This is a genomic window from Chryseobacterium piperi, from assembly GCF_002285635.2.
Taxonomy (GTDB): Bacteria; Bacteroidota; Bacteroidia; order Flavobacteriales; family Weeksellaceae; genus Chryseobacterium; species Chryseobacterium piperi.
Map to the genome: position 1 here is coordinate 4,470,214 of NZ_CP023049.2, position 24,576 is coordinate 4,494,789.

At 33.8% G+C, this 24,576-nt stretch carries 21 protein-coding genes and 1 tRNA gene; 10 read left to right on the plus strand and 12 right to left on the minus strand.

The window, feature by feature from the left end:
• Window positions 1–79: 79 nt before the first annotated feature.
• The 3 genes from CJF12_RS19640 to CJF12_RS19650 all read left to right on the plus strand — a co-directional run bounded on the left by CJF12_RS19640 (window position 80) and on the right by CJF12_RS19650 (window position 6,152).
• On the plus strand, window positions 80–1,405 hold the full coding sequence (locus CJF12_RS19640) for a hydroxymethylglutaryl-CoA synthase family protein (protein WP_034686175.1): 1,326 nt from the start codon (window positions 80–82) through the stop codon (window positions 1,403–1,405).
• 433 nt (window positions 1,406–1,838) lie between these two features.
• A complete protein-coding gene (locus CJF12_RS19645) occupies window positions 1,839–4,670 on the plus strand; it encodes a SusC/RagA family TonB-linked outer membrane protein (protein WP_034686177.1) in 2,832 nt (943 codons plus the stop codon).
• A 12-nt stretch (window positions 4,671–4,682) separates the two neighbouring features.
• Window positions 4,683–6,152, plus strand: coding sequence for a RagB/SusD family nutrient uptake outer membrane protein (locus tag CJF12_RS19650; protein ID WP_034686179.1), 1,470 nt, complete (start codon window positions 4,683–4,685; stop codon window positions 6,150–6,152).
• A 103-nt stretch (window positions 6,153–6,255) separates the two neighbouring features.
• On the opposite strand, the gene CJF12_RS19655 is transcribed toward CJF12_RS19650, so the two are convergent.
• Window positions 6,256–7,179, minus strand: a complete 924-nt coding sequence (locus tag CJF12_RS19655) for a helix-turn-helix transcriptional regulator (protein WP_034686181.1) — start codon at window positions 7,177–7,179, stop codon at window positions 6,256–6,258.
• A 176-nt stretch (window positions 7,180–7,355) separates the two neighbouring features.
• On the opposite strand from CJF12_RS19655, the gene CJF12_RS19660 reads away from it, so the two are divergent.
• Together CJF12_RS19660 and CJF12_RS19665 are read left to right on the plus strand one after the other, a co-directional pair.
• A complete protein-coding gene (locus CJF12_RS19660; protein ID WP_034686182.1) occupies window positions 7,356–8,885 on the plus strand; it encodes an aldehyde dehydrogenase family protein in 1,530 nt (509 codons plus the stop codon).
• A 275-nt stretch (window positions 8,886–9,160) separates the two neighbouring features.
• On the plus strand, window positions 9,161–9,544 hold the full coding sequence (locus CJF12_RS19665) for a DUF779 domain-containing protein (RefSeq protein WP_034686183.1): 384 nt from the start codon (window positions 9,161–9,163) through the stop codon (window positions 9,542–9,544).
• A 54-nt stretch (window positions 9,545–9,598) separates the two neighbouring features.
• On the opposite strand, the gene CJF12_RS19670 is transcribed toward CJF12_RS19665, so the two are convergent.
• Complete coding sequence (locus CJF12_RS19670; protein WP_034686184.1) at window positions 9,599–10,804, minus strand: dicarboxylate/amino acid:cation symporter; 1,206 nt, start codon at window positions 10,802–10,804, stop codon at window positions 9,599–9,601.
• A 94-nt stretch (window positions 10,805–10,898) separates the two neighbouring features.
• Here CJF12_RS19670 and CJF12_RS19675 point away from each other — a divergent pair, with 94 nt between their 5' ends.
• From CJF12_RS19675 to CJF12_RS19685, 3 genes are read left to right on the plus strand one after another with little or no spacing between them, the layout of a single operon-like run.
• Window positions 10,899–11,810, plus strand: a complete 912-nt coding sequence (locus CJF12_RS19675; protein WP_034686186.1) for a DnaJ C-terminal domain-containing protein — start codon at window positions 10,899–10,901, stop codon at window positions 11,808–11,810.
• A 3-nt stretch (window positions 11,811–11,813) separates the two neighbouring features.
• The gene (locus CJF12_RS19680) at window positions 11,814–12,116 is read left to right on the plus strand and encodes a chaperone modulator CbpM (protein ID WP_034686188.1); all 303 of its coding nucleotides are present in this window, start codon (window positions 11,814–11,816) and stop codon (window positions 12,114–12,116) included.
• Between the two features lie 43 nt (window positions 12,117–12,159).
• Window positions 12,160–12,684, plus strand: coding sequence for a hypothetical protein (locus CJF12_RS19685; RefSeq protein ID WP_034686189.1), 525 nt, complete (start codon window positions 12,160–12,162; stop codon window positions 12,682–12,684).
• Between the two features lie 38 nt (window positions 12,685–12,722).
• Here the strand turns inward: CJF12_RS19685 and CJF12_RS19690 are convergent, their stop codons facing one another.
• A complete protein-coding gene (locus CJF12_RS19690) occupies window positions 12,723–13,706 on the minus strand; it encodes a PLP-dependent cysteine synthase family protein (protein WP_034686190.1) in 984 nt (327 codons plus the stop codon).
• Window positions 13,707–13,848: 142 nt separating this feature from the next.
• Entirely contained in the window at window positions 13,849–15,078 is a 1,230-nt protein-coding gene (locus tag CJF12_RS19695) for an ABC transporter permease (RefSeq protein ID WP_034686191.1), read from the minus strand.
• 4 nt (window positions 15,079–15,082) lie between these two features.
• On the opposite strand from CJF12_RS19695, the gene CJF12_RS19700 reads away from it, so the two are divergent.
• Window positions 15,083–16,279 (plus strand): exo-beta-N-acetylmuramidase NamZ family protein, encoded by a 1,197-nt coding sequence (locus tag CJF12_RS19700; protein ID WP_034686202.1) that lies wholly within the window; start codon window positions 15,083–15,085, stop codon window positions 16,277–16,279.
• Here CJF12_RS19700 and CJF12_RS19705 read toward each other — a convergent pair.
• From CJF12_RS19705 to CJF12_RS20000, 7 genes are all read right to left on the minus strand, one after another.
• Entirely contained in the window at window positions 16,276–16,482 is a 207-nt protein-coding gene (locus CJF12_RS19705) for a hypothetical protein (RefSeq protein WP_034686192.1), read from the minus strand. The genes CJF12_RS19700 and CJF12_RS19705 overlap by 4 nt on opposite strands.
• A 4-nt stretch (window positions 16,483–16,486) precedes the next feature.
• Window positions 16,487–17,107, minus strand: a complete 621-nt coding sequence (locus CJF12_RS19710) for a DUF3575 domain-containing protein (protein ID WP_034686193.1) — start codon at window positions 17,105–17,107, stop codon at window positions 16,487–16,489.
• A gap of 9 nt (window positions 17,108–17,116) precedes the next feature.
• Complete coding sequence (locus tag CJF12_RS19715; RefSeq protein ID WP_034686195.1) at window positions 17,117–18,292, minus strand: thioredoxin family protein; 1,176 nt, start codon at window positions 18,290–18,292, stop codon at window positions 17,117–17,119.
• A gap of 268 nt (window positions 18,293–18,560) precedes the next feature.
• Window positions 18,561–20,762 (minus strand): peptidase domain-containing ABC transporter, encoded by a 2,202-nt coding sequence (locus CJF12_RS19720; protein ID WP_034686197.1) that lies wholly within the window; start codon window positions 20,760–20,762, stop codon window positions 18,561–18,563.
• Window positions 20,762–22,090, minus strand: a complete 1,329-nt coding sequence (locus tag CJF12_RS19725; protein WP_034686198.1) for a cupin domain-containing protein — start codon at window positions 22,088–22,090, stop codon at window positions 20,762–20,764. The genes CJF12_RS19720 and CJF12_RS19725 overlap by 1 nt, the downstream gene beginning before the upstream one ends.
• 15 nt (window positions 22,091–22,105) lie before the next feature.
• A complete protein-coding gene (locus tag CJF12_RS19730) occupies window positions 22,106–22,864 on the minus strand; it encodes an IS5 family transposase (protein WP_095591055.1) in 759 nt (252 codons plus the stop codon).
• Window positions 22,865–23,011: 147 nt separating this feature from the next.
• Window positions 23,012–23,185, minus strand: a complete 174-nt coding sequence (locus CJF12_RS20000) for a hypothetical protein (RefSeq protein ID WP_157759876.1) — start codon at window positions 23,183–23,185, stop codon at window positions 23,012–23,014.
• Between the two features lie 422 nt (window positions 23,186–23,607).
• On the opposite strand from CJF12_RS20000, the gene CJF12_RS19735 reads away from it, so the two are divergent.
• Entirely contained in the window at window positions 23,608–24,366 is a 759-nt protein-coding gene (locus CJF12_RS19735; protein ID WP_051887413.1) for a response regulator transcription factor, read from the plus strand.
• A 56-nt stretch (window positions 24,367–24,422) separates the two neighbouring features.
• On the opposite strand, the gene CJF12_RS19740 is transcribed toward CJF12_RS19735, so the two are convergent.
• Window positions 24,423–24,495: transfer RNA gene (locus tag CJF12_RS19740), tRNA-Phe, on the minus strand.
• Window positions 24,496–24,576: the final 81 nt, after the last annotated feature.

Consider the following 24,576-nt stretch of genomic DNA (forward strand, 5'->3'; position numbering starts at 1 on the left):
TTGCAATTTAATAATAGTAATCGAAAAATTCGGTGTTGTTGCTATTAATTTTTAAATTTGTGCTTTATAATTTTAACGTATGACTTTTGGAATTGAAGCTGTAGGCTACTATATACCGTCTTTGTATTTAGAGATCAAAGACCTGGCAGAAAAAAGAGGAATTGAACCTGCGAAATTAGAAAAAGGCTTAGGCTTACATAGGATGGGATTTCCTGATGTTCATGAAGATGCAGCTACTTTTGCAGCCGAAGCATTGTTAAAATTAATAAAAGACTATCAGATTAATCCTGAAGATATAGCAAGAATTTACTTAGGGACTGAAAGTGCATTGGATGCAGCAAAACCTACCGCTTCTTATGCCATGCAGATGGTAGAAAAAGTGTTGGAGGAAGAATTCGGAGAACGATGCTTTAAAAATTGCGATGTAGTAGATATGACTTTCGCATGTGTTGGTGCTGTTGATGCTCTTCATAACTCTCTTGATTTCGTAAGGGTAAATCCTGATAAAAAGGCTATTGTCATTGCCAGTGATTATGCAAAATATGAGCTTAGCTCACCTGGAGAGTATACGCAGGGTGGTGGTGCAGTTGCTTTATTGGTTTCTTCAGAGCCTAACCTGTTAGAAATTGAAAACTTTTGGGGAGTAGCTACAGAAAGTGTATTTGATTTTTTTAAACCGAGACGTTATTATCAGAAAGAGGAATTGACTACTGCTCCTGAAACTTACCCGGACAAAATAGAGATATTTACCGATGAGCCTGTTTTTGATGGGCAGTACTCTAATCAATGTTATCAGGATCGTATCAGAGAAGCATATTCCCATTATAAGGAAATTACAGGTAAGGATAAACCTTATAAAGATTGGAAATACCTGATCTTCCACCTTCCCTACGCTTTTCATGGGAAAAGGGTCTTTACTGAAATTTTCAGTCTGGAAAATGGACTTTCTTATAGAACACCTGAAGAGCAAAAGGTTGTTGCTAAATCTGAAGACTATCTCCAATTCATCAATGAAAAAATTGAAAAATCTCAACGGGCCTCTTCCGAAATAGGAAATATGTATACCGCTTCTATCTTTATGGCATTGCTTTCGGCATTGCAAACATCTTTTAATGATGGTGAAGAATTAACAGGAGAAAAGATAGGATTTCTTGGATATGGCAGCGGATCCAAATCTAAAGTTTTTGCAGGGGCAGTTTCTAAGAACTGGAAAAATGTAGTTTCTAAATGGAACTTATTCGAAAATCTAAATGAGCGAACTGCTATTGATTTTGAAAGCTATGAGAAACTACATAGAAAACAACTAAAGGAATCTGTTAATCCAGACTATAGTGGATTTGGATTGGAATCTGTAGAAACCGATAATCCTGTTTTAAATGGAGCAAGATATTATAATTATAAGTAAATAAAAGATTATTAAATAAAAGTTAATTTTATGTAAAAACATCTCATTTTTGAGGTGTTTTTTTGTTTTTTTTTAGAATATAGGATTTAAAATGCAATATATAAAGGCTGAATACGTGATTTGAAATTTAAATTGTGTTTATAAAATTAGGCAACAGTATTATTTGTATTTATTTTATTAATAGGATTGTAATAGCTGGTTGATGTGTGAGGTATTTTTATTTCTATTTAACTCGTTAAAATTATTCTGGTAAAAGAATTGGTGCGAAAATATTTTTATTAATTATTTAGGATCGGCTGTTAATTTTTTTTAAAATTCACTATTCTTGATGAATTATTTATTTTTTAATACATTGTATTTCAATTTGTTGCAGGTTGTGTGTGTTAATATTTATTAACATATTTACAGCCTTAAATACTAAAATTAAAAATACATGAATGTAAGATTATGCATTATAACAACTGCCGGATTGTTTTTTACGGGGCAGTTTGTAAATGCTCAAAAAAAAACTAATGATAGTTTAAAGGAGGCGAATATACAGGAAGTAGTAGTAACTGGATATCAGAAAAAAAGTAAGGATGAAGTGAGTTCTGCTATTACTGTTGTATCCGGGAAATCATTATCTAACTTTTCTGGTTCTACTATGGGAAGTAATGCATTGCAGGGGAAGGCTGCCGGAGTAGATGTTTCTGCATTAAATGGGAAACCTGGTGGAGGATCAGCAATTAATATTAGAGGACTTGGTAATATTACAACCTCAGTAGGAGCATCCAATCCATTATATGTTATTGACGGGTTTATTGTAGGAAATGATCAAAGAGCACAAGATGTTTTTAATTCTATAAACCCTAGTGATTACGAAAATATTTCAGTACTAAAGGATGCCGCAGCAGCAGCAATCTATGGTTCACAGGGAGCTAATGGGGTAATTGTTTTAACTACCAAGAGTGGTAAATCAGGAAAACCTGTGATTACTTTAAGTTCTCGTATGGGATTTTCTGAACGAATTAATGACATCAATTTTAGGATGATGAATTCTGCCCAGAAAATTGATTATGAAAAACAAATGTTTAATTTGGGAATTCCGGGATATACCCAGTGGACTGATGCCAGAACTAATGCTGCACTTGCATTAGATCATAATTGGCAAAAGGATATTTTAAGAACTTCATTTATAGAGTCTTATCAGGTAGGGATCAGAGGAGGAAATGATAAATCCAAATATACTATTTCATTAGGTTATGATTCTGATAACGGGATCGTTCAGAATATTCATGCGTACAAAAGATATACCGGTAGGATGAAGTATGAAGCTAATCCAACTGATAGATTGAGTTTTGGTACGTCCATGGGGGTAAACTATAGCAGATCTCAGGAAACAAGAGATAGAAATAATACACAGAACCCATTTAGAGCGATGTATGCTTATAACAGTTTTGAACCTGTTTATAATCAAGATGGTAGCTATAATGCTACAAGACAAGGATTCCCTATCTTGGAGGCTCTTAAAAACAATCCTGAATTCATCAACTCTTTAATTTTTGATGGAAATATATTTGCTCAATACAAAATTACAGAAGGTTTAAATTTTAAAACTCAATTAGGAGGGTATTTTAATAATATTAGAAGAACCAGTACAATATTTAGAGGATCATTTCTAGATAATATATTAGGAATCAACGGGCAGGTTACAGAACAAAATCAAAATCGCTTTAGATATACCAATTCGAATACATTAAACTATGTAAAGTCGTTTGGAGATCATAGTTTTGACTTTTTAGCTTTAGTTGAGTACACAGAATTCAGGAATGACTTTATCAGTGGAACAGGAAGAAGTTTTGCAATACCATCAATAAGCCAATTAAATAATACGGTTGTACCTTTTGCTGTTGCTGGATATAATGAATTATTCAGAACATTCTCCTATGGAGGTTTTGTAACATATGATTTTGCTAAGAAGTATGTTGTAACAGCTTCCGTAAGACAAGATAGGGATTCTAGATTTGGAAGAAATAATAATATCTCAGAACCATTCTGGTCAGTGAGTGGAGCCTGGAATATTAGTAATGAAAACTTTTTAAAGGATAAAAATATAGTATCTCTTTTAAAGCTTAGAGCATCAATTGGTACAAGAGGATACAATAACATTGGGCTTAATTTGAATAATGTTCTTATGTCAGGAGGGGCTTATGGAAATTTTCCAACAGCCGCACTTAACAGTAATTATGGAAACCCAGATTTAAAATGGGAGGTGACAAGATCACAGAACTATGGAGCAGAATTTGGTTTTTTAAAGAATAGAATTAGAGGGACACTAGATTATTTTATTGATCAAAAGAGAGATTTTATTCTAGCTATTCCTAACTTAAGTTCAGAAGGAGGAGCTTACTCAAAAAATATTAATGCTGGAGATCTTGTTAACAAAGGTTTAGAAATTAGTTTGTCAGCCGACATTATTAAATCTAAGGACTTTAATTGGAGTGTACGTGCCAATACAAGTATCATGAGTTATAAACTTAATAAATTGAGAAATGGTGAAACAGAAAGGATATATGATATTAATATTTTAAGAGAAGGATACGAACCGTTTTCATTTTTCTTAGTAAGAAGCGCAGGGGTTAATCCTGCTAATGGTAATGAAATGTATTATACTAAAGATGGTGGATTAACAGAAATTTACAATTCTAATGATGCTGTTTTGTTAGAAAACAAATCTCCTCTTCCAAGATTATTTGGAGGATTTGGAACTAGTCTTTCTTATAAGGGTATTGATCTACAAGCTGACTTTACTTATAAATCAGGAAATTATACCTACAATTATATGGCTCGTGATATGTTGAACTATAGTAACGGTGCTCTTGGTAATATGAGAACTGACGCAGCCAACTATTGGACAACACCAGGTCAAACAAATGTGTTACCAAGACCTAATAATCCAAGTAATGCTCCAGGAGGTGCTACAGGGTTACAAACCACAGATCGCTTTTTACAGGATGCTTCCTATCTTAGATTGAGAAATGTAAGTATTGGATATACTATTGATAAAAGAACAATCGGAGAATCATTACCTGTTAACAAAATAAGATTATCATTAACAGGACAAAACCTTGCAACCTGGACAAAGTTTCAAGGAGATCCGGAGGTGTCAATCGGATCGGGTGAAAATCAAACCGGTGCCGGACAGACATTTATTAGCGGTGCTTATGCACTATATGGCTATCCAGCTGTAAAAACTTATTTATTTGGAATTGAAATAGAATTTTAAACATTTAGAAACATGAAAAAAGTAATTAGTATATCAATCCTTTCATTAATATCTTTCTTTAGCATTCAGTGTAGTGCGGATAGGTTTGATATTATACCTAACGATCAAGATACTCCGGATAATATTTTCACTACTGAAACTAATTATAGAATAGTATTAGATGGTGCTTACGATGCATTTAAAAGCCCAACTTATTACAATGGAGATACGGGAAGTTCAATAATACTTGGAGACGTATTAGCGGATAATCTTATTTTAAATCCACAAGGAAGACAAACCAATAGGAGCGCTTATGAGTGGTCTTATACTCCACAGTCAGCAACAGTTACAGGATTATATTCTTCTGCATATAGAGTAATTTCCAGAGTTAATAATGTATTGGATAATCTCAATAGAGTTCCTTATACAGATTATATGAAGAATATTGAAGCGGAGGCTAAAGCGATCAGAGCATTTGCTCATTTTGATTTAGTTAGAGCCTATGCGAAAATTCCTACACAAAGCAGTGATGCAATGTCTTCTATGGGAATTGCTTATGTAACAACTTTTAATCCTGAAATTAAACCGTCAAGAGACGCATCTGTAAGTATTACATATGATAAGATTATTGCAGATTTAGAAGATGCGTTAGTTAAAATTAGTCCGGACACCAAATTTATTGGAAGGTTTACTAAAGCTTCTATATTAGGGTTTTTATCTCGTGTTTATTTATATAAAGGAGATTATGCTAAGGTAATAGAATATGGTGAGCAGTCTATAGCACTTTCTTCATCGGTAGGACTAAGATCTAGTTTTGTTAATGTATGGAGAGATGCATCTGATGATGGAGAGTTGTTTACCATTTTAAACTCTAATATAGCTGCAGATAACGTAACTGTAGGAGTAGCTTATAATCAAATGGTACGAGGAATTCGTTCAGAGTATAATGTAAATTATGACTTATTTACAAAGTATAAAGATACCGTAGATATCCGTAAAGAAGCATATGTTGTTACAGCTAACTTTGCAACAACACCTTATAATCATGTGATAAAATATGCCTACCGAGCATCAATTTCGGTAACACAAGTTGTAGATATTAAGTTATTAAGATCTGCTGAAGTATATCTTAATGTTGCGGAAGCATATATGAAATCCCCTGCACCTAATCCGGCTTTAGCTCTTGAAAAACTTAATAAACTAAGAGCACAAAGATATGACAAATATGTTCCTGGAACAGAAACAGGAACGGATCTATTAAATGCAATCTACCTTGAAAGAAGATTAGAATTAGCATTTGAAAATGACCGTTTTTGGACGATTAAAAGATTAGGACAGGCGGTCGTAAGATCTGATTTTGGTTCATCTGTCAATGGAGGAGGAACTGATGCTCCATCAGGTGCATTAAAAACACTTCCTGCAGGTCACTATAGATTTGTATTGCCAATTCCACAAGAGGCGATCAATCTAAATTCTAATTTGAAACAAAACCCAGGATATTAGTCCTTTTTATAAGTTAATTTTTAAACCCTGCTTTAAGCAGGGGTTTTTTATTTTAAATGGTTTTGATTTTGTTACTCAATTTTATCCTTCTCTTGGAGTAATATTATTCAAACAACACCACTTTATTCTGATAGCTTTTAGGCGTGATACCCACTAGCTGTTTAAATACCCTTGTAAAATAGTTAGTGTCTGAAAATCCTGTCTGATAGGCTGTTTCTTTAATACTGTTATGTCCAGCTAATAACTCCTTAGCTTTGTTGATTCGCTCTTGCAAAATGAAGTCATTTGGAGAAGTGCCCAGTTCATCTTTAAACATTTTAAAGAAATTGGATTTGCTGACATAGGCCAATTTTGCAATACTGTCAATGGATAATTTTTGATGAAGATTTTTCCTTATGTAATCGACAGCAAAACCTATCCTGGATTTATTTTTAGCAATATTTTTTTCCACCATGCTTCTTGCCTGGGTCTGCATCAATCGTATTAAAAGTTCTTTCAATGCAAAATCAGCCATGACATCTTTTTGAGAATTATCATCCATGGCAATTCTCATGATATTATTAGTCGCCATAGCTAACGGTTTATTATTAAAAAGAAAATACTCATCAAGCTGAATATGCCATTGGGATGTTTCATCAACTTTAGGCAGCGTATAGTTCAGGTAATTTAGAGAGTCTTCTATAAAATCAGGATTCAGACTTAATGAAATACATTGGGCAGGTGTTTCATCTGCTTCAGGAAAATCAATAACCATAGTTTCTCCAGGAGCAACTAACATACTCTCCCCAGGAAAATAGTCAAAATAACCTGTCTTATTCTCCAGCTTCATATGTTTTTTACCTCTTAACATGGCAGTGAAAGCAATAGTCTCAAAATGAAGTTTGACATCAAAGGCAGTCTTGTGAGTTTCATAGATACTGAATTCACAATTGTTTAGATTGAACTTGGTTTGGTGTTCAACCAAACTTATCAACTGATTTTCTTTTTTCAGTTTAGGGGTATTTAATAAAAATTTATTATCATTCATTTCTAAACATTTTTAGACCGGTTCTCTCAAATATAAGAAAATATAAAGCGAGGGTGTTGTTAAAAAATTATAAAATTCTGGTTTGTACTATTTTGAAGTTTTTTTATAGGATTGTGCTATCTGTTGTTGCTTGGGAAATGTAATTTGGCATTACAGAAAATTAAAACAATAAGAATATGAGCACAATAACAGAACAAAAATCAGAAACGACTTTACAATGGCCTGAATTTAAAAGTAAATATGATAACTATATCAATGGTCAATTTACCGCTCCGGTTAACGGGCAATATTTTGATGTCGTTTCTCCTGTCAATGGAAAGAACTTCACACAAGCGGCTCATTCATCCAAAGAAGATTTAGAGTTGGCCGTTGATGCTGCTTATAAAGCATTTCAGACATGGAAAGATACTTCATCAACGGAGAGAAGCATTATTTTAAATAAAATTGCTGACAGAATTGAGGAGAATCTAGAATATCTGGCTATAGTGGAAACGATTGATAATGGTAAGGCAGTTAGGGAAACATTGGCTGCAGACTTACCTTTAGCTATTGATCATTTCAGGTATTTTGCTTCAGTAGTTCGTGCAGAAGAGGGATCACATAATGAACTAGATAAAGATACTGTATCTCTTATTGTTCACGAACCTCTAGGAGTAATTGCACAGATTATTCCCTGGAACTTTCCTTTATTAATGGCCATTTGGAAATTGGCGCCAGCTTTGGCTGCCGGAAACTGTGTGGTTTTAAAGCCTGCGGAAAGTACACCTATCTCTATTATGGTTTTAATGGAAATTATTGGAGATCTGTTGCCACCGGGTGTGGTTAATATCGTTAATGGTTTTGGAGCAGAATTGGGAAGAGCATTAGTGACCAACCCTAAAGTTTCAAAAGCTGCATTTACAGGTTCTACAGCTACCGGACGTTTAGTAATGCAGTATGCTACTGAAAATATTATTCCTGTTACCTTGGAACTTGGAGGGAAATCTCCGAATGTTTTCTTTAGTTCAGTAATGGATGCTGATGACGAATTTCTAGATAAGGCTGTTGAAGGAGCTGTTCTTTTTGCTCTTAATCAGGGAGAAATATGTACTTGTCCTTCCAGACTATTGGTTCAGGAAGATATTGCCGATGCATTTATTTCAAAGGTAATCGAAAGAGTAAAAGCCATTAAAGTAGGAAATCCTTTGGATAAAACAGTAATGATGGGTGCTCAGGCATCTCAGATTCAGAAAGATAAAATTTTATCTTATATCAAATTAGGGAAGGAAGAAGGAGCTGAGGTTCTTGTCGGAGGAGATGTTAATCATGTTGGAGATGGTTTAGAGAACGGGTATTATATTCAGCCGACCATTTTCAAAGGAAACAATAGGATGAGAATCTTCCAGGAAGAAATTTTCGGACCTGTTTTAGCTTTCACAACTTTTAAGGACGAGGAAGAAGCAATAAAAATTGCTAATGATACTATTTATGGTCTTGGAGCTGGAGTTTGGACAAGAGATGCTCATCAATTATATAATGTTCCACGCCATATTCAGGCAGGAAGAGTATGGGTGAACCAATACCACTCTTATCCGGCAGGAGCACCTTTTGGAGGATACAAACAGTCAGGAATAGGAAGAGAAAATCATAAAATGATGTTGGACCATTATCGTCAGACTAAAAATATGTTGATTTCTTATAACAAAAACAAATTAGGTTTCTTTTAATTTTTTAATATTAGAGTGTCCGTTTATCCCATTATTATGATGGGATAAACAGGTTCACAATAATAATTTATAAAAAAGTACCTCACTTGATTGTAGACTATTATGAAGAATATTGACATCAACTAAATAAGATTAATGTTAGCCTGGCAGAAAATTATTTGTCAGGTTTTTTAAACTTTATATAAATGAGTTACAGAGTTGCAACATTGTGAAAAGATCAGGCAAATTGTAAGGATAATGAGAGACTCTGTCAATGTAAAAAACAAAACAATAAAATGGAAACAAAAATATCCAGATTATCTGCTACAGAAAAAGCACTTGAAGTCATCTGGGAATTAGAAAAAAAGTATGGAGATCTGATGTTTTATCAGGCCGGCGGATGCTGTGAGGGAACTCAGCCTCAGTGTTTTGAAAAAGGAGGCTTTTACCCGAGAATGAATGATGCGATGATAGGAACCATCAATGGTCATGAATTTTGGATTGATCGTGATTTATTCGAATATTGGAAGTACTCTCACTTTACATTGGATGTGACCGACGGATTCGGACCCGGCGGTTTTTCTCTGGAAACTCCATTAGGTAAAACATTCAAAGTGCATTACAAACTTTTTACCCCGGAAGAATATGAAAATCTTGAACCGGTAAAACGTAGTGAGTAAAGTGTATTTTTAGCCCTTCTTAGGTTATTAGCTCAATAATTTATCATGAAGGCTTCAGCTACTTACCTTGACAAACCGATTGACAAACATGGCTGCGACTACATCACCAACAGCATTTAGAACAGTTGCTAAAGGGTCTACCAATGTTCCGATGATCATTACTGCGGGGATAGCTTCCTGTGGTAATTTATACACGGATATCATCAGCATTTCACCAATATAGCCACCATTTGGAATTCCACCGGCTACAATACTTACAAAAACTGTAATCCCTAATGCTAAAAGCAAATTAGAAGGTTCAAAAAAATCTCTTCCGATAATTAAAAAAGCCACATAGATTTTAATGATTGAAGATATGGACGAACCATTTTTATGTAACGTAGTCCCGATAGGGATGACCAGATTGGCAATTGAATTAGGAATACCAATTTTTGAAGCTGCCTGTAAATTGGCAGGCATAGTCGCAAAGCTACTGCAGGTACTTAATGCTGTAAGGGTAGGATAGATAGCGTTGGTCCAGAAACTTTTGACACCATTTCTTCCCCCTGCTACAAAAGCATACAGCGAAAAGAAGACTAAAAAATAAACTGTTCCTACAATATAATATAACCCTAACGGTTTTCCATAGAAGCCAAAAAGCTGAGGTCCTACTGTAGCAACCTGATAAGCAAAATAGGCTCCTAGACCAATAGGCGCTAGTTTCATGACCAATAAAAGCAATTCTTTCATCACTTCATAACCTGAAGCAATAAAAACCCGGAAAGGTTGTCCACTTTCTCCTGTTTTTCTGGCTGCAAAACCTGTTAAAAAGGCAAATATTAAAAGAGCCAGCATATTTTTTCTGGAAAACAGTTCTGTAAATTCTCCCACTGTGAAAAAGCTGACAATTCTATTTCCCCATGTTTCATGATCTGCGGCTTCTGATATGATCTGAGAGCTTCCGGAAACAGAAGAAACGGGAAACAGGTACACTGCACCAATTGTAAAAATGGCGGCAGTTAATATAAAAAGCAAAAATGTGAAAGACATCATAGAAATAATTCTTCCAAATTTTGATTGTTGCTCTAAAGAGGCGATAGAATTGGATACGGCAAAAAATACCAAAGGAACCACACTTACAAAAAGAAGATTAAGAAAAATGTCGCCGAGTGGTTTGATATAGTCCACAAAACCAGGAGCTACAATCCCAATAATGCTCCCAACAGTAATCCCTAAAAGTAAAAGTATAATTCCCGAATAGTTTTTAAAAACCTCTTTCATGTAGTGCTTTTTATCAAAGATAGGTTTATTTTTAACATATTATTATATAATTTTCCAGCTTAAATTATTTAAATTTGAGTAAACAAACGTCTCTATGGCTTATATAGATTACTATAAAATTCTAGGCGTAGATAAAAACGCAACCCAGGATGACATTAAAAAGGTATATAGGAAACAGGCAAGAAAACTGCATCCGGACCTTAATCCTAATGACAAAGAAGCTGAAAGAAAATTCAAAGAACTAAACGAAGCCAATGAAGTACTGAGTAATCCTGAAAACCGTACCAAATATGATAAGTATGGAGAGAACTGGAAGCATGGCGAAGAGTATGAAAAAGCCCAACAGCAGCAAAGACAGTATCAAAGTCAAAATCAAAGCTATGGTGGATACTCGGGTGCTGATTTTGGAGAAGGTGAAGACTTTTCGGATTTTTTCCAAAGTATGTTTGGCGGTGGCGGTGGCTATAGCCGAAGTTCTCGTGGAAGTGCTTCAGGAAAATTTAAAGGGCAGGATGTTCAGGCTGAGCTAACGCTGAATTTAAGAGATGCTGCAAAAACACATCCACAAACTTTTGATATTAATGGTAAGAAAGTAAGAATTACAATTCCTGCAGGAGTTTATGATGGACAGCAGATCAAGCTGAAGGGACATGGGAATCCTGGTGTAAATGGAGGTCCTAACGGGGATCTGTACATTACATTTAGTATTCCGGCAGATCCGGATTTTGAAAGAATAGGGGATGACCTGAAAACAAAGGTTGCTATTGATCTGTATACTGCTGTGCTAGGTGGCGATGTAAAAGTACATACTCTGGATGGTGGCGTCAACCTGAAGGTGAAACCTGAAACACAGAACGGAGTTACTGTACGGTTAAAAGGTAAAGGATTCCCTGTTTATAAAAAAGAAGGGCAATTTGGTGATTTGTTTGTAACCTACGAAGTAAAATTACCGGTAAACCTTACGGATAAGCAAAAAGAACTTTTTGAACAACTTAAAAATTCTTAGGTCATGGATGAAAGAATATCGCGAGAAGACCTCGTAAAAATATATAATATTGAGATCACTTTTTTTGATGAACTCGTTGAATATGGTCTTTTAAGAGTACAGACAGAAAACGATATCCGTTATCTGATGTATGATGATTTGCCAGCTTTTGAGAAGTTTACCAATTTGCATTATGATCTGGAAATTAACATGCCCGGTTTAGAAGTGATTCATGATATGCTTCAAAAAATGGAGACTCTGAGAAGAAAAAATCGGGAATTAATCCATAAACTTTCAGAAATAAATGTTCGATATGAAGATATTTAATTTAGTTTTGTAGTCTTTAAAACAAATTAAATAGTTTCAAACAATGAGCGAAGAGAAAGTAATCCGGCTGAATGTAAAGAGAAGGGATTTTGAAGAAATTTATTTTAAGGGTAATCAGGAAAGCTTATTTTTCTCACCAACTACAAAAAGCAAGACCATTATTACGATTGTAGTTGCATTGAGCTTGTTCATTGTATTTTGTTTAAAAGATCATTTGAGTCAGGAAAACTTCGGTGTTTTATATTTTATAAGTTTTATTTTTCTTCTTTGTGCTGTTTACCTTTCAGTAAGCATTAACAAAGTTTCAAGATGGAAAAAAGAGGTGTACAGATATTTAAAATCTCTTGAAGATTCTAAGGTGTATGAAATAAGATTTAATGATGAGTTTTTTGACGTTAATCTTAATGGTCAGCATGAATTGAGTGAATGGAAAGAGTTTGTCAATGCAGAAACTCAAGATGATTATATTTCCCTGGAAGGAAAGTATCATTATATGTTTCCTCAAAAATCGATGACTAAACAGGACTATGCTATATTAAAACAAGCTATAAAGAAAAATATAAAATAAAAAAACAGAGCGAATTGCTCTGTTTTTATTTTTATGACTTAGTCTAACCAACCCATTTCCTTCATCCATTCATCATTGTAGATTTTCCCTACATATCTTGAACCATGGTCATGAAGTAAGACAACAATTACATCATCTTTTGTGAACTGATCTTTCATTTGTACTAATGCAGCGATAGCACTTCCTGCAGAATAACCACAGAAGATACCTTCTTCTTTAGCCAGTTTTCTCGCATAAATAGCACCATCTTTATCTGTTACTTTTTCAAAATGATCAATAACAGACATATCATAGTTTTCAGGAATAATGTCTTCCCCAATTCCTTCTGTAATATAAGTATAAGCATGATCATAATGAAGTTCACCGGTTTCATGAAATTCTTTTAAAATTGACCCATAAGTATCTATACCGATTACTTTGATATCAGAATTTTTCTCTTTAAAGAATGTCCCACATCCGGTAATAGTACCTCCTGTTCCTGCTCCTACCACAAAGTGGGTCAGGTTTCCTTCTGTTTGTTCCCAGATCTCAGGAGCTGTAGATTCATAATGAGCAGCTCTATTGGATAAATTATCATATTGGTTAACATACCATCCGTTTTCAGTCTCTTTAGCCAGTCTTTTGGAAACTGAATAATAAGAACGGGGATCTGTAGGTTTTACGTCTGTTGGACAAACAATAACTTCTGCTCCTACAGCACGAAGGATATCACATTTTTCTTTAGATTGTTTAGAATTGGTTACAAAAATACATTTGTAGCCTTTGATGATTGCGGCAAGTGCTAATCCCATTCCGGTATTTCCCGAGGTCCCTTCGATAATGGTACCTCCAGGTTTTAATCTACCATCCTTTTCAGCATCTTCAATCATTTTAAGAGCCATTCTGTCTTTTACAGAATTACCAGGGTTGAAGGTCTCTACTTTTGCTAAAACTAATGCAGGGAAGTCTTCTCCTAAAACTTTGTTAAGCTTTACCAGTGGAGTGTTCCCTATAGTTTCAAGAATATTTTTCGCGTATTTCATAAATGTTTTATAAGCAGTGCAAAGATACAGCTTTAAAATTATTAGCTCGTTAACTTGCTTGCAAATTGAATGAAATCAAATTGATGAGTTCAGTCGATATTGGGAGTAAAAGCGTTTATAAAAATACTTATGCTGTATATTATTAATTATACTTAATAGCTTTCACCGGTGAAATTTTGCTGATTAAATAACTTGGAACAATCAATGCTAATGCTGATATTATTAAAATCCCTACAGAGATTGAAATGATCGCTATTGGATTGAGATCTACCGGAACAGTACTCACATAATAATTTTCTGGATTTAATTTAATAATGCCAAAGAATTTCTGCAGCAATAAAAGACCCAGTCCTATAATGTTTCCATACAATAGTCCGGGAACCATGATAATCAGCGTATAATTAATGAAAGTAGCCCGTATCTGTGAATTACTCGCGCCTAAAGTTTTTAAAAGACCGATTGAGTTGGTTCTTTCAATAATAAGAATTAAAAGCACCATGATGATATTAATAATCACTACAATAAGCATAATGACAATAATCAAAGCAATATTCGTATCAAAAATACTTATCCAGTCTGTGATTTGAGGAAATTTTTCAGTTGCTTTTTCTGCGTAATTCTTATAACCTATTAATTTCTCAATTTCTGGGAAATCACTGTCGATGTCATTCACATTTTTAAAGAAAATATCCAGACCGCCAATCTCATCAGGCTTCATATCCTGAATTTTTCTTACATGATTAATTCCGCCAATAACAAATTGCTCATCAATCATTTTAATGTCGGTTTTGTAAATGCCGACTACTTCAAATTTCCTGTAAATTGGTTTTTGATCAGCCTTTGAAAATATAGTGACAATGCTATCCTTCACCTTTAAATGGAGATCCTTGGCTATTTTTTGAGAGATAACAACTCCATGGTTATATCCGACTTCCGTTACTTTTGGAGTAGTCCCTGCTATCAGAAATTTTTTAAATCGTGCACTGTCAAAATCCTTTCCTACTCCTTTGAATATAATTCCGGCAAAATTATGTTCATTACGCATAATTCCGGTAACCATAGCGTATTTTTGGACACTTTCAACATCGGGAAGTTCCTTTATTTTTTGAATATTTAAGCCCTGCTTATCAAGAACCGAAGTATTATAAGAGGAATTGGATCTCGTTGATTTTACCGTAATATGTCCACTGAAGTCTGCCAGCCTTTCTTTGATAGCTTTTTTAGATCCGAAACCGGTAGAAACCGTAATCAGAGAAACAATGATGCCTAAAGCTACAGAAAGCCTGCCTATGAAGATGATAACCCTTGAAAGATTATTTTTGTTATCTTTGGAAAACGCTATTTTTCTAGAGAAATATAAAGGAAAGTTCAAGCTTATGAATTTAGATTTCAAAATTAAAAATTTACTTCTTATTTGCCTAATTTTTTTAGGAGTATTCAATCAATATTATTCTCAAAATCAATCAAAAGGTGATTTTAAGACTGGTGCAGACAGACCTGAGCTCTATTTGCCCTTACTAAAAGGAAAGACGATAGGTATTGTTACTAATCAGACCGGTTTGATGAAAGACAAAACGCATCTGGTTGACTTTTTAGTTAAAAGCGGAATCAATCTAAAAGCTATTTTTGCTCCGGAACATGGTTTCAGGGGAAATGCAGATGCAGGAGAGACTGTGAAAAGTGGAGTAGATGCTAAGACTGGAATTCCTATCGTTTCTCTATATGGAAATAATAAAAAACCAAAACCTGAACAGCTGAAAGGGATTGATGTTGTTGTTTTTGATATTCAGGATGTTGGCGTTAGATTCTACACCTATATTTCAACATTGACCTACCTTATGGAAGCCGGAGCTGAAAATAATGTTGAGATTATGGTTCTTGATCGTCCTAATCCTCATGATGGCTATACAGATGGTCCTGTTTTAAAAAAGAGATGGACAAGTTTTGTAGGAATGCATGAAGTCCCGGTGGTATATGGTTTAACAATCGGTGAGTATGGGAAAATGGTGAATGGTGAAAAATGGTTGAAAAATGGGATACAGGCAAACTATAGGCTTATTCCAATGCAGGGTTATCATAAAAAGCAACGATATCCTATTTCTGATAAACCATCTCCCAATTTACCTAATGACAAAGCCATTAATTTATATCCAAGTTTATGCTTTTTTGAAGGAACTCAGGTTTCAGTTGGAAGAGGGACTGATATTCCTTTCCAGGTATATGGATCTCCTTGGACAAAAAGCTTGCCCTATCAATTTACTCCCAAACCCAATTTCGGTGCGAAAGATCCGTTTCTTAATGGCCAGCTATGCTACGGTGAAAACTTATCAGACTATGGCACAGATTTGAGGGAACTGAATTTAGAGTGGGTAATTAAGGCATTCAAAAATTATAAAAATCCAAAACAGGATTTTTTCCTTAAAAACTTATGGTTTGATACATTAGCAGGGACTGATGAATTGAGAAAACAAATCATTTCTGGTCAATCAATTGCAGAGATAAAGGCTTCCTGGAAATCAGATCTGGAAAAGTTTGAAAAAATCAGATCTCAGTATGTCGTATATGAAGATTAATCAAAGTCTGGTGGTGGGTTTTTATCATTCTTGCCTTTATTTAAAATAAAAAGACCGATTGATAAACCTACAACTCCGGCAAATGCAGTCATGATAGCTCTTTGTAACTTATCGGGAGCATCATTACCGATATAATTCATGAAGAAAAGAATAACAAAGGTAATTGCTGAAATGATGAGATGGTTTTTACCAAATAGTTTCATTGTATTATTTTATTTTATAAGAGATCATAATACCGCCCCTGTAAGGAAGTATTTCGCCACTTTTATTATATCCATTCGCTGCATCATATCGTTTTCCTGAAGTACGGTCATACCCTTTATAGAAGTCTTGTGACGTTCCTATAGCGGCATATACATCCATATTCCAGTTTTCCGCTAGTTTGAATTGGTATCCTGCTGTGACACCCAAAAGTACAGAATATCCTTTTTGGTAGAGATTAGATTTGATAAATTTCTCATTATTGGCATTAGTATAAGTGGTACTGTTCCAGTAGTTCCATTTTTGTAAAACAAAAGAAGATACTGCAAGGTTAGCCCCTACATACCAATGTTTAAAAGCTTCATCGAAGTAATATCTTCCTTCTACAGAAGCAGAATAATATTGAAGTTCATGTCCGCCAAAAGATTTCCATGGAGAAATAAAGATATCCCCTTGTAAAGTATATTTTTTACTTAGCTGATATTCTACTCCTGCATTCACAATACCTATCGGAAGAAATAGTGCATTACCCTTTACATATAAGTTTTTTTCTTTACCCTGCTCTTGTGCTTGTATTTTTCCTAGAGAAAAAAGTGTAAGAATACTTATTAAAATTTTGTATTTCATCCTTCGAGATTATTTTAGCTGTTTAAGCAAATTTTCAGCCAGAGTAGATTCTTTATTAGATTGAGTTGCTAAGTTTCTGGACATCTCAGCATATGTTTTTGCCATTTCTTTATTACCAATAAGAAAATAAAGTTTGGCTAAAATATAGGTGTTTTCAGAAGTCTCTCCTCTCATTACTGATTTTTCAGCCCATTCAACTGCTTTTTTCAGAGAAGTCGTATTTTTTACCTGATCAGAAAATATCCAGGCTGCTTTTAACAATTCATTGGGTTCAAATGAATCAGAGTTTTTGTAGTATTCAAGAGCTGCTTTTTCATACTCTGGAAAATTTTTGTTCTGTTCGTAATAGCTTAACTTTGTTTGGTTCAGCTTAATTAAAGCTTCGTACTTTCCAACTAAAGGCTCTGCTGTTTTTAAAAAATAATCTTCATTGATTCTTTTGTTTTTTTCATCAATAGATTGAGCTGCGACTTTTGATAATATAAGCTGATGATCAAACTCTTTGTACGTTTCTTCTGGAAGATATTTGATAATATCCGCTTTTTTCGATGTGAAAACTTTATAGTTTGGATCTTCAACTGACTTTAAAAAGAATAATAGAAATCCTATATCGTCTTTAGACAGTTCTTCAGCTTTATTTTTATTTTCGAAATACCTTTCAGAAGCTTTTTTAGCAAAATCATAATCAGAAGTGGAGTTTAATTTCATGATATTGATTAAAAATTCAGGATCTTTCTCACCTTTTGCAAAACGATCTTTTAAAGATCCTTTCTTGTTGCTGGGAGAGTTAATATCCTGAGCCATAGCAAGAAAAACACTTTCTTCCATATAGCCGAGGTTTTGTGAGATCAGTTCACCATCACCATTAAGAAACAAATAGGTTGGATAAGAACGAACGCCATATTTGGCAGCAATTTCCCTTCCTTCTCCTTTTTCCATATCAAATCTTGCATTCACAAAATTGGCATTATAATAGTCTCCTACAGGTTTTTTAGTAAAAACATTCCTTTCCATTAGTTTGCAGGGACCACACCAGGATGCATAGGCGTCTATGAAAACTATTTTATTTTCTTTCTTAGCTTTGGCAATAAGATCTTTAAAAGGTAAGTCCTGAAATTGGATGGATTCCTGTGCAAAAAGAATTATACTGAAAAAAACAAATAATCCGGAGATAATCTTCTTCATTCGATTAAAATTTGTAGGCGAAGATAGTTAATTTCCAAGATATAGACTGCTAATTTTAGAGCATAGCAACAGATATTAACTAATTTTAAGACCTTCGTTTATATCTTAAATAAAAGAATTGGCTGATTTTTCTTTTTTTATAACTCTAAATAAATATTATTCTTTATTTGTGTGTAAAATAAGTTTAATATTGATAAATAATGGTAGGTTGTATGCTTTTTTTTCTTGAACTTTTATTATGTTTTTAATATGGAATGATATAAAAGTTTTACGAGCCCAGTTCCAGTTGGTTTTTAACCAGATTAAAATAATCAGACCTTTTTTCTACCAGTGACTGATGATTTCCCTGTTCTACAATTTGTCCATGTTTCAAAACAATGATCTGATCTGCATTTTTAACAGTAGAAAGCCTATGTGCAATAATGAGGACAGTTCTTCCTTTAAAAAAATTCTGTAAATGATCATGAATTATTTTCTCATTTTCGGCATCGAGTGCAGAAGTGGCCTCATCAAAGAAAACAAAATTAGGTTCTTTATAAACTGCTCTGGCAATAAGAATTCGTTGTTTTTGGCCTCCTGAAATGCCGTTTCCTGAGGCGCCGATTCTGGTATTCATACCCAAAGGAAGTTCATCGATAAAGGACTTGATATTAGCGGTTTTAACGGCTAGGTCCAAGGTGTCATCATCTATGATTTCATCGCTCGTAGCAATATTTCTTTCAATAGTATCGGAAAATATATAGCCATCCTGCATAACCACACCGCAGTTTCTCCTTAGGTCCTTTGGTGAAATGTCCTTTAGATTGGAATGGTTGAAATAAATATCTCCGGAAGTAGGCTCATAAAACTTCAGGAGAAGTTTCATTAAAGTAGTTTTTCCACTACCACTGGCTCCGACAATGGCGGTTACTTTTCCCTCCGGAATAAAAAGATTGATATCCTTAAGGACAAAAGGTGATTGAGGACCTTCGTATTGAAAGGAGACATTTTTAAAATAAACTCCTTTCTCGATTCCGTTTTGTGTTGTGTATTTTTCATTCATCAACGGAAGATGATTCTTTTGTTCTTCTTCCGGATGATTCTGAACTTCATTTAAACGGGATAAGCTTAGTTTAGCATCCTGTAAAGATTTAAAAAAGCTGATTAACTGGTTAACAGGCGAATTCATTTGACCAATAATGTAAGAAACACTTAATAATGCACCCAGGGTCATATGTCCTTTGACTACAAATGAAGCAGCGAGAAATGTGACAATTATATTTTTTAGCTGATTGATGAATTCAAATCCTGAAAGCTGAATTTGGTCAAGCTTTAAAATTCTTAGATTGATTTTAAAAAGTTTCTGTTGGATTTCTTCCCATTCATTACGTTTATAATCTTCAAATTGATTAAGTTTCATTTCCGAAATGCCATTAATGATTTCATAAATTGAACCCTGGTTTTCACTCTTCTCCCGAAAGCGAAAATAATCTAATGATTTGATTTTTCTTAACCAGTAAAGAGACCAGAATACAGAGATAGTGGTAAGAATGAAATACGTTACCAGAATACGAAAATCATAAGTCCATAGTACTATAAAAAATACTGAGAAAGTAATCATGGAGAAAAGCGTAGCCAGACTTTGAGAGGTAAGAAAAAGCTCTATTCTTTCATGATCCTGAATTCTCTGATTAAAGTCTCCCATAAATTTAGTGTCGAAGAATTTGATGGGTAAATTCATTAATTTTTTGAGAAACTCAGAAATGATTTTTATATTTAATCTACTGCCGACACTCAGCATGATCCAATTACGGAATACTCCAAGCACAATATTTCCGAGAAAAAAAGCCAATTGAGCTAACAGAATATAGGTGATGATGCTTAAATTCTTTTGATTAACACCATCGTCAATCAGTTTCTGTGTTAATATAGGGAAGGCCAGGGTAGTTAAAGTTCCTAGAAGAAGAATTAAAGATAACCACAAAAACTGTTTTTTATGTGGACTCAGATATTGATAAATGTATTGTAATGAGACCTTCTCATCCCTTATATTTTTTGACTGGAAAAAACCTTCGGTAGGTTCCAGTAGTAAAGCGATACCGCTATCCGTGTTTTTTAACCACGATTTTTTAAATTCTGTTTCTGTTAGCCTAATGATTCCGTGTGCAGGATCTGCAATCGTATATACTTTTTCCTTATTGAAAAAATATTTTGAGATTTTTGTGAGAACCACGAAATGATTTTGATTCCAATGCAGAACGCATGGCAAAAACTGATTTTTTAAATCCTCAATTGATAATTGCGTGGCTAAGGTTTTAAAGCCAATTTTAGTAGCGGCATTATTCATACTTAATATGGAAACACCTTCTCTTGAAATAAAACAATGATCACGTAAGTACTGTAGTCCATATGCTTTTCCATAATACGCTGTTATCATAGCCAAGCATGATGGACCACAGTCCATTTTATCATGTTGAGGAATAAATTTCATTATCTTTCTTCTAACAGAATATCTTCAGTTTGTTTCACTGTTTTGGTTTCTCCCACAATTTCGATTCCCTTTTTATCATAGATCATCGAAAGGAAATATAAACCTGCTTCTATAGGCCAGTCTATTTCAAGTGTTTTTAATAATTCGGAAACTTTCCAGTTTTTATGAGTATTGAGATGATCTATAATGTTTTTTAATTCTGGATGGTATCTCATCTCTATTTTTGAGCCTCTTACAAAAAGATAGAATGTATCTTTATTTTCATCAATGCTGTAAATCATTTTAAAAGGTTCATTAGACCGGATTTCTTTTTCAAGTAGGAATTCATAGCCATCTACATTATACTGGTCTTCTTTCTCTCTTGTCTGAGGAGGAGCCTGCCAGCCGGCATTGCTTAAAAGACTGTTTTTGTATTCGTCATACAGATATTTGAAAAATGATTCCGTAGAACCTTTAAGCAGATCTTCATCTAGTTTTAGAATGGAAAGGAACTCTTCAAAGGTCTTATTGTTTTCCAGATAATTATGTTGCGGATCAATAACATCTTTATTGATGTCGATATAGTTGGTGTAGAACGTATTAAGTACTTTGTCAAAAAACTTAACTTTTGAAGGATTATTAAACCAAAATGTAACGCCTACTGAAAGGTCATCACTTTTACCGATATGGAATTTATTCCATGGCATATAGAATAAGTCTCCTGCTCCGAAATCATACTTTTCTGCATGTTCCAGCAAAGGATCTATATCGAAGTTGTTATGCTTAGTACCCGTTAAGTCTTTATATTTTTCCTGATCCCAGATATACATGGTTTTTTCACCGGGGCCTAAATGGAAATGCAACACATTTTCTCCTTTATGATCCTGGTGAATTCCCAGCGGGGTCCAGCCGTAATTTCCGATAAACACAGTTACGTCTACTCCTGTAGCAGGAATTCCGATAATTTCAAGAAGAGGTTCTGCGATCAATCTTAATTCTTTACCAACAAAATCAGAATGTCTTTCCATGAAATTAACAATCAGTCCGAATTTTTCTTTGAAAATCCGGTTGCAATAATCGATGATTTCCTCATTTTCAAATGGAGGATTTTTATATAATTCTTCGATGAAATCAGCATTCTCTTTACCTTTTCCCTGAGAAGGAAAATAAAGCCTGAAACCATCAAGATCTTTTGTCTTAAATCTATTGATCAGCCCATCAACCACAGCATCTTTCAGTTTTTTGATCAGTTCTTCTGATATCACATTTTTAATGACACAGGTTTGTGTAAAGTTTTTATTGGTACTAATAAAGCTCTCCCAAAATTCTTTATTAAAATTTGTATCCATAGTATAAGAGTCTGTTTAAATTTTATTCAGTAATAATTTTATGGCGGATAATTTGACCATGTTTTCAGAGGATTCCATTAAGAGTTCATAATTTCTGCATAATCTTCTATCGTTATCAAACCAAGCAAATGTACGCTCTATAATCCATCGTTTATGAATTGGCTCAAACCCTTTTACTTTTTTGTCACTCCGCATTACGATCTGAATGATATAATTAAACTTAATTCTTATTTCCTCAATAATCTCTCCTCTATAACCTCCGTCCGCCAGGATTACCTGAAGCGGAATTAGTAAATATCGCAGTGTTTTGATCAGTAACAATGCAGCCTTACTGTCATGAACATTGGCTACACTTACCATTACGGCTAACAAAAAACCATTTTTGTCTACCACAACGTGTCTCTTGATTCCTTTTATTTTTTTACCTCCGTCAAAGCCATTGAGTGAACGGTTATTTCCCCAACGAACACTTTGACTGTCAATAATTCCTAAACTTGCCTGCGCTTTCTGACCCCTGTTTCGTCGTACTTCCTCTCTCAATTTTGATAATAATAAATCGAAAATCTCCAGATTTGACCATTTTGAATAATAGTAATAAACCAATTGCCATTTGGGAAAATCATGAGGTAAAAGTCTCCATTGACAGCCTGTTTTTACTAAATAACTGATAGCATTCCAAATGACAACCAAATCATATTTTCGTTTTCTGTCATCAAAATCTAATGCTTTTTTTATAAATTGCCACTGAGTTTGGGTTAAGTCTGTTGGATACATTGATGTTTTTTTCTTTTGCAACTCTAAAATGACAATTTTTATGCAACTTTTAACCCTTACTATTTTTTATTATTACTTTTTTAAACAGGCTCTAAGTTTTTAAATAAAAGGCAACAGGGAACCTTGGCTCCCTGTTGCCTGATTGAATTATCTTTGTACAACTACCACAACAACTTGTTTTGGCTGCTGTACTTGTTGACGACGTACCTGCATATTGTTATCATCTTGTTCTCCGAATCCTCCTCTTAATTGGTTTTGCTCAAGTGGAGAAAGGTCTTTTACTTTTAAAAACTCTTTTGCATTGAAATTTGCTTTTTTCATGATAATAATTTAAAAATGATTTTTGTGGATCAAAGTTTATAGACATTAGTTCCTTCGTTGGTCTCTTCTTGCAAGAAAATATTTTGTATTCCTATTTTTTTGATTCTTTAAAAAAAAATATAGGATAAGATATTAAAGCATATAAAATAGATGAGCAATTTTTCTATACCTATCATAAGACTATTTATAACTTGATAAGATGGGATATTTTATTTTATAAAATAAATAATTCAATATATAGTGATTTATATTCATTTGGAAACAGCTATTAATTATGGTAAAATTTCAAGTTGCATCTCTTAATCATGTGAATTATTTTTTCTAAATTTAGAAGGATTGATTTAGCTAAATGCTACACTTTAGTGTAGAATTATCATTAAACTTGAATTAATTTTTAAAAAACTATAACTAAAATGAAATTTATGAATGAAAACATTAATGGCCTCTTTTTTCCAAAAAACAGGGTAGGATCTATCTCGGGAGAAGAGATTTCACAATTAAATAATTATTGGGAAGTGACAGATGCTTTTTCCAGAATGAGCTATATGAGTGTGTATATTATAGATTATTATCATAAAAATTTTGAATATGTGTCTCAGAATCCCTTATTTCTTTGTGGGCTGACTGCTGAAGAAGTTAGAAGTATGGGATTTGAGTTTTATTTTAAATATGTAAAAAAAGATGATCTTGAATTACTGTTAAAAATAGATCAGTTAGGATTTGATTTCTATAAGAAGATTCCTATGGATGAAAAGAAATGGTATACGATCTCTTGTGACTTTCATCTCTTGAGTGATAATAAGCCTGTTCTGGTCAACCATAAACTAACTCCAATTTTTCTTACCAAGGAAGGAAAGATATGGAAGGCACTATGTGTTGTTTCACTTTCTACACATATGGAAGCGGGAAACATTACTATTTCTAAATGTGGATCTGGCGATTATTGGTCATATGATATTAAGGAAGATGTATGGAGAAATCAAAAGAAAGTAAAGCTGACAGAAAGAGAACGGGACATTTTACGGTATTATGCGCAGGGTTACAGCATTAATGGAATTGCAGATAAGATTTTTATCTCTCCGGATACTATTAAATTTCATAGAAGAAAGCTATTTGAAAAAATACAGGTGAGCAATATTTCCGAGGCATTATCTTTTGTGAAGAATAATCAATTATTGTAGTTTTGAATTATAGAAGGATATAAAAAACAAAAAAACCACCTTAATAAGGTGGTTTGTGGTTTCTCCAGGAATCGAACCAGGGACACATGGATTTTCAATCCATTGCTCTACCAACTGAGCTAAGAAACCAATATGGTTGTTGAATTACTTCGTTGTTTAAGTGGGTGCAAAAGTAGTAATTTTTACTATATGATGCAACTAAAATTTAAA